The organism is Pseudomonas sp. L13, assembly GCF_009935965.1.
GTDB lineage: Bacteria > Pseudomonadota > Gammaproteobacteria > Pseudomonadales > Pseudomonadaceae > Aquipseudomonas > Aquipseudomonas lactis.
Genome location: NZ_QODJ01000070.1, coordinates 21,193 through 27,242, shown reverse-complemented (window position 1 = coordinate 27,242; position 6,050 = coordinate 21,193). Strand labels below are relative to the sequence as shown.

Sequence of the window (6,050 nt, the reverse complement as noted above, 5' to 3'; positions counted from 1 at the left end):
GTCAGGGCGGAACCCTAAGTGGCCGTTACCGCAGCAATGGATATGTACTCGGTATAACAGTGTCGACTGTGAGGCCGCCTTCGCGAGCAAGCCCGCTCCCACAGTTGGATTGTGGGGTGTCTGGTAGATAAGCGTTGCCGCTATCGCAGGCAAGCCAGCTCCCACATTTGTACTGAGGCGCGTCAGGTAGATAAGCGTCGGCTGTCAGGCCCTCAAGGGAGCAAGCTCCCACAGTTTTGAATGTGTTTCAGATAAAAAAACGCCGACGCTGTAGTAGCCGTCGGCGTTGAAACCTTGAAGGGGTTTTGGCTTACATCAGAACGCTGGCACCACCGCGCCGTTGTACTTCTTCTCGATGAAAGCTTTGACTTCCGGGCTGGTAAGGGCCTTGGCCAGCTTCTGGATAGCATCGCTGTCCTTGTTGTCCGGGCGCGCCACCAGGAAGTTCACGTACGGCGACTTAGCGTCTTCGATGATCAACGCGTCCTTGGCCGGGTTCAGGCCGGCTTCCAGGGCGTAGTTAGTGTTGATCAGGTCGAGGTCAACCTGGTCCAGCACCCGTGGCAACAGGGCCGATTCCAGCTCTTTGAACTTCAGGTTCTTGGGGTTGCTGGCGATGTCTTTCGGCGTAGCCAAGGCGTTGGTCGGGTCTTTGAGGGTGATCACACCGGCCTTTTGCAGCAGCAACAGGGCACGGCCGCTGTTGGAGCCTTCGTTCGGGATAGCCACGGTGGCGCCGTCTTTCAGATCTTCAATTTTCTTGATCTTTTTCGAGTAGCCGCCGAAGGGTTCAACGTGCACGCCCACCACGGTAATCAGGTTGGTGCCCTTGCCCTTGTTGAAGTTTTCCAGGTACGGCAGGGTCTGGAAGTAGTTGGCGTCCAGGCGTTTCTCAGCCACTTGCACGTTCGGCTGTACGTAGTCGGTAAAGACTTTGATCTGCAGGTCCACACCTTCCTTGGCCAGGGTCGGCTTGATCAGCTCGAGGATTTCGGCGTGCGGAATCGGCGTAGCAGCCACCACCAGTTTCTCGTTGGCCTGGGCAAAGCCAGCAGTCAGGGCAGCCGCCAGAGCGGTAAACAACAGAACCTTTTTCATGCAATGTCCTTCTAACGACCGTTTTTATGTGAGGTGCCAGCGAAGTGCTATCGCGGCGTGGGAGGGACAATACCTAGATTTTTTATTCCCGAACAATATCTTTTATTCACGTTGATATTCCATTTTGCTCATACAGGAATTTACGCACCGATTCCTTCTCGGCTGGGCTGGCGCTGGCAAAAATTCGTCGCACTTGCTCCAGCGGCGAACCCGCCACCGGCAAGTTCAAATGCTCGGGCCAGATTTCATCGCCACTGCTCACTAGCAAGGCAAAGTGAATGACGTTTTCCAGTTCGCGGGTATTGCCCGGCCAGGTGTGTTGCTCCAGCACCTGCTGGGCGGCGTCGCTGATCAGCGGCACCGGGAGGTCCAGGCGCTGGCTGTAGATGCCGAGGAAATATTCGGCCAGGGACAAGATATCTCCCACCCGCTCGCGTAGCGCTGGCAGGTCCAGCCGGCCCTCACTCAAATAATGAAACAGGCGCTCATGAAACTTGCCCACGGCCACGGCCTGGGCCAGGTCAATGCTGGTGGCGGCCACCAGGCGCACATCCACCGGGCTCGGCTGATGGGCACCGACACGGGTGACTTCGTGGTTTTCCAGGGCTGCGAGCAACTTCACCTGGATCGGCAGCGGCAAGTCGCCAATCTCATCCAGGTACAAGGTGCCGCCGTTGGCCGAGCCGAACCATCCCGCCCGGCTGCTCGCCGCGCCACTGTGGCTACCGGCGGCATAGCCGAACAACTCGGCATCGGCATAGGTGGGGCTGATGGCGCCACAGTTGACCGAGACAAACAGGCCAGTACGGTCACTGCCACGGTGGATGTGCCGCGCCAGCAATTCTTTACCGCTGCCGGTTTCACCGCGAATCAATACGGGTAAAGCGCGCGGCGCCAGGCTTTCCAACTCTTCACGCAGTTGGCGTGAGCGTGGGTCGACGAACACCAGCGCCTTGGCGCGGATGCTCAACGGGCTTTTTTCGGCATCGGGAAAGGTCAGCAGCGGCTGGCCGTAGGTTTCATGCAGACTCATGGCAGGCTCCCGCCCCAATCCACTCTGGGACGGGCGTTGTAAAAAATTTAGGCGCTGCGCCGAGCATGGTGCTCGAGGCGATGTTGCAGGCGATAGAGGTAAGCAAAACCTTGCTCCCAGCGCCGATGACCGGACTTCACATTGATATGCCCGGCGCCCGAGAGGATGCCGGCTTCGGCGCCCCACTGACGCGCCAGTTCCAGCGCCCTGGGGGCGCTCACGGCACTGTCGTTGTCGGAGCTGACCACCTGGCTGGGGAATGGCAGCAGGTCAGTGGGAATAGGTGCGAAATTGCGCAGTGCAGGGGCACACGCAGGGCGCTCGACATCCGCCGGAGCCACCAGCAACGCACCGCGTACCTGTCGCAAGAACTGCACGGGTGCGGTGGCGGCCCAGTGGGCCACGGTGATGCAGCCCAGGCTATGGGCAATCAGGATGACGGGTGTGCTGTCGGCAGCAATGGCCTCTGCCAGCGCGGCGACCCAATCCTCGCGACGCGGCGTCAGCCAATCGGCCTGCTCGACCCGCGCGCTGTTGGGCAAGCTGTTCTGCCAATGGGTTTGCCAATGATCTTCTGGCGATCCTTGCCAGCCCGGCACGATCAGATAACGAATCGACTCGCTGTGCATGGGTGTGCCCTCCTGCAGCGTTTAACGTTGCTGACCAGTATAAGGGCCACCCAACAATCAAATAAGGAATAAAAAGGAATTTATTAATAACCATTTTGAATTATGTATCGATGAAAATGTGACCATCGCTCCCCTTTCGACACTCAGGTGAAAGGGGAGCGATGGCTACAGCTGAGACTGTCAGCACGTTGGATGGACGCAAGCCACTGCTAGTGACTCGCCACGTTTTTCTGACTCAACGCGAGTGATGCATAGAGTGCTCGGCGCCGATGGTGACGCCAAATTTATGGTTCATTGGCATATAAAAATCGCGGATTTTCATGTAATTTTTTGCATAGTCATCGGGAAGCAAAAAACGCGCATTGAGTAGTTCAGTAACTTCATCAACGATCGGGAAAAAACCATATTTTTCTTGCTCCAACACATCACTAAACATTCTCGGCCCGGTGACCTCAAAGATCCTCGTTTCATACTCCTTATAGGCTTGCTGTTCGGCAGCGCTCAACCCCTCTTTAAAGAAGGGGCGATTGGCAGCAAGCCAAGATTCGTTCGCCTTATACCGCTGGTACGATTCCTCCAGTATCTTATCGAAGACAGGATTTTCAGGATGACTTGCAAAGTTGCTGGTATTAAACCCTTTGAAGTCCGTCGGCGCATAAGTAACAGGTGAATTCATCAAGATATCATTGGGTGAAGCTTTTAGCGTGACGTCGCCTACGTTAAACATTAGCGTATCGTCGGTATCCAGATAAATACCGCCGTACTTCTTCATCAACGCTACGCGCATCACGTCCGATGAGGCTGATAAATTTTGCCCTTGCCCTGAGCGGAAATATTGATACATCTCTCCGTACTTACCGGCATTCAGTGTTTGAAAGGCTTCATCTTCTTTCAAGTCATGCACTTCAAGCCCGCCCACCCTATGATCCAAAGCGGACTTTATTTTCTGAAATGCACTGGCATCATTCGCATCCACATGAACAACCGACTTGTACCCAGGGCTTTTTCTCGCGTTCTCAATAATGTTCTCGAGCAAGTGCTCTGGCATTTCATTGCCGGCCCAAAAATAATGGATTACCTTAGGCACTTCTGTTGCACCGGACGGCAGCGACGGCAACCTCGGCAACTTAAGCGTCTTACTTATCATAGAAGCCGGTGCGTTTTTATTTCCTGCAATCGCTTCAGCTTTGGACCCCGCCTGCCATCCTCCTCGATCGTTACGCCAATAAAACAGGTCATTGACTTGACCATTCTCCTTGAGCCCGCGCCAAAGGCCTGCCTCTACGTCATAGGTGACTTTCGTGCCGTATTGACCCACATGAACCATGTAATCTTCCGAGAGCAGTTGATGTACACCGTCCATGGGGACCGTGAACTCTTCAAGGATCTTGGGAGACGAGACGGGCCCCATCGGGTAGCCGATCTGCCCATTGACTCGCCGTGGTGGGTTGAAGTTCGGGCGCCCTTGTTCAGAGGCTTGCGCGGTCGTCTGGGCTGCAGCATCAGCGCCTGCTGCAACGCCCTCGCTGGACATCCTCTCAGTCAGCACTTTGGCAAGCGGCGCGCCCGCGTGGGAGACTAATGGCGGTACAGCGTTCAATACCCCAAAAACAATGCGGTCAGAAGCCGTCGCTTTGCCTTTGACGGCATCATCAATGCCGATACCTGCCTGGGTAGCCCCGGCAGCCAGGAAGAACACATCCAGCCCTATTGCCACCTCGGGCATGACCAAGGCCAGGGGCGTCATGAACATGGCGACTTTGGTCGCCTCTTCCACGCCCTGCAATATTTTGTTCTTGGTGTAGTCGCCATCACTGACGATTGCATTTTCCGCGTCCGAATAGGACCGCGCCTTTTGTCGAACCTTGACCGCTTCAAAGGGATCGTCCTGCACCCGATCAACGGTAATGAAGCGATCCGGCAGCCAACCGTTGAGCTTGGAAAGGACAGAGCCGCCTGAGGCCTGCGCATCGGACCAGTTCCCCATACCCTCCAACGATTGGCGCACACCATCAGAAAAGGATTTATTGGCCTGATCCTTGAGGGAAAAATGCGTCAACAGTGATTCGCGCTTTACCGGATCCGCCGCCTGTTTGGCCAGCCACGTTTTCATTTGCGCAGGATTGTCAAAACGATGGATCGGCGACGAGTTACCGGGGATATAAAGCAACGTCAGCTGGGTTTTCCGGTCGGTCACGCACATCAAGTCGGTCGACTGCAGACCATTGATGCTCAGCAAACCGATATCCAGGTCCGGGTCCTTGACGGCAGACTTGGCAAAATCCTTAACCGTCAGCTCAGACCAATCCTTTTGCGCAACCGGCCCCAATGCACGCTGGGCAAGTGCCGTCTCGACAGGGCCAAGGGTGCCTTCCAGCCGCTGTAAGTTGATGGCTTTGACAAATGAGATCTTACTCAACGCGGCATAAGAGCCGGTGTGTTTGTCCCAGAACCCATCAAGCGTGGTCTTATAAAGCTGGGTTCGGTCTGTATCCCAGACTAATGACTTGAAGTCATCAACCGGGATGGACACTCGGGTATCGGCATTATAAGGGGCCTCACCAGGAGCGCTGGGTTCACGATAAATACCTTGGCGACTGTCTGCTTCCTGCACCCAGCCGTCGATTTTGTTGTAAACATAAACTACGGGTGAAAAGTATTTAGCAATTTTTACAAACCAGCCCTCATTATCTTCAATCGTTACATCTTGCCTGTTTTTCAACGCTGCTTGTGTAAGGGTGATTTTCTCCACCACCTCTTTTTCATCTTCGCCATCACCTTTGAATGTCACCAGATACGTTTTATCGGGATCAATACCCAGCCCCCATTGCTCTTTTATTTTAGCGGATAAAATAGCCGAGATTTCTTTTTCGGGGCTCACAAAATCTGAAGAGTGCTTACTGATATAAGATTCTATATTAGCGTTTTTCTTCAACGTCGAACGGCCGTTATTCGGACCAATCGCAGCCCCCGCCGATTCGGTATTTTGCGACATACTATTTTTTCGCTGATAATCAGCCAAACTTGGCGGCTTACAGGCAGAAGGATGTCGCAGGCGTGGCGTGTCAGATGACGAATGAGCCGTAACCGACGGATTCTCTTCAGGTGGTTTCACAACTATTTGCGGCTCAACGATCGTGCGTATCAACTGAACAGGAAAGCGTATAGACATGTAACTACTCCATTAATTAATTCACTCCATGCGCCGACCAGCATAAGCATACCGCCAAGATTTGCACGCCCGAAAACATGTAAATTCTTTTCCTATGCAACATTCAAAAACACGTAAT

General features: G+C 54.2%; 4 protein-coding genes. All 4 read right to left on the bottom strand.

The features are described from left to right. Nucleotides 1-315: 315 nt before the first annotated feature. Nucleotides 316-1,098: a MetQ/NlpA family ABC transporter substrate-binding protein gene (locus DK871_RS24955; RefSeq protein WP_003187613.1), complete on the bottom strand. Its 783-nt coding sequence runs from the start codon at nucleotides 1,096-1,098 to the stop codon at nucleotides 316-318. Between the two features lie 106 nt (nucleotides 1,099-1,204). Further along, nucleotides 1,205-2,131 carry a sigma 54-interacting transcriptional regulator gene (locus DK871_RS24950; RefSeq protein WP_161907011.1) on the bottom strand — a complete coding sequence of 309 codons (927 nt, stop codon included), beginning with the start codon at nucleotides 2,129-2,131 and terminating at the stop codon, nucleotides 1,205-1,207. Between the two features lie 47 nt (nucleotides 2,132-2,178). Next, nucleotides 2,179-2,760, bottom strand: a complete 582-nt coding sequence (locus DK871_RS24945; protein WP_034134614.1) for an alpha/beta hydrolase — start codon at nucleotides 2,758-2,760, stop codon at nucleotides 2,179-2,181. Between the two features lie 235 nt (nucleotides 2,761-2,995). Next, nucleotides 2,996-5,932 (bottom strand): glycosyltransferase family 32 protein, encoded by a 2,937-nt coding sequence (locus DK871_RS24940; RefSeq protein ID WP_161907010.1) that lies wholly within the window; start codon nucleotides 5,930-5,932, stop codon nucleotides 2,996-2,998. Nucleotides 5,933-6,050 lie beyond the last annotated feature (118 nt).

Coding starts and splice junctions, on each gene's coding strand:
- DK871_RS24945 (WP_034134614.1), bottom strand. CDS start 2,760: ATGCACAGCGAGTCGATTCGTTATCTGATCGTGCCGGGCTGGCAAGGA.
- DK871_RS24950 (WP_161907011.1), bottom strand. CDS start 2,131: ATGAGTCTGCATGAAACCTACGGCCAGCCGCTGCTGACCTTTCCCGAT.
- DK871_RS24940 (WP_161907010.1), bottom strand. CDS start 5,932: ATGTCTATACGCTTTCCTGTTCAGTTGATACGCACGATCGTTGAGCCG.
- DK871_RS24955 (WP_003187613.1), bottom strand. CDS start 1,098: ATGAAAAAGGTTCTGTTGTTTACCGCTCTGGCGGCTGCCCTGACTGCT.